Source organism: Candidatus Regiella insecticola LSR1, from assembly GCF_000143625.1.
GTDB lineage: Bacteria > Pseudomonadota > Gammaproteobacteria > Enterobacterales > Enterobacteriaceae > Regiella > Regiella insecticola.
Genome location: NZ_GL379739.1, coordinates 1 through 384, shown reverse-complemented (window position 1 = coordinate 384; position 384 = coordinate 1). Strand labels below are relative to the sequence as shown.

The following is a 384-nucleotide window of genomic DNA, read 5'->3' as shown; positions in this document are numbered from 1 at the left end:
GCTTTTTAGCTTTGCTCAAGAAGATTTCGAATAGGCTCTTATGGAGATCAGTGAGTGAACAACTTAAGTAAGGCGGCCACCAGGGCTGCTTGCGCAATCAATAATCCAGCAACCCATTTAATTAAGTCTGATTTAGCGCTTTCTATTTCTGATTTTAGTTTCACGTCAAAATAATCACGAGTGACAGGTTGCATTTCACTTTGAGCAGCTTGAAATGCTTCAACAATGGCTTCTGCATGTTTTTCTTCTATGCCAGCTTCTCGCAAACGGCGGATAAATTTATGTGTATCAAATACCAAGCTGGACATGTTGTTTTTCCCCATTGTTTGGCTAATTTACGTCAACTTTATGCAAAATACAAACATCTCTATACCCCTTTCGCTT

General features: G+C 39.3%; 1 protein-coding gene. It reads right to left on the bottom strand.

The features are described from left to right. Positions 1–47 precede the first annotated feature (47 nt). Positions 48–308: a CCDC90 family protein gene (locus tag REG_RS10270; protein WP_006705584.1), complete on the bottom strand. Its 261-nt coding sequence runs from the start codon at positions 306–308 to the stop codon at positions 48–50. Positions 309–384 lie beyond the last annotated feature (76 nt).

Bases quoted from the DNA above. Each gene is read 5' to 3' on its own strand.
- REG_RS10270 (WP_006705584.1), bottom strand. From the start codon at position 308: ATGTCCAGCTTGGTATTTGATACACATAAATTTATCCGCCGTTTGCGA.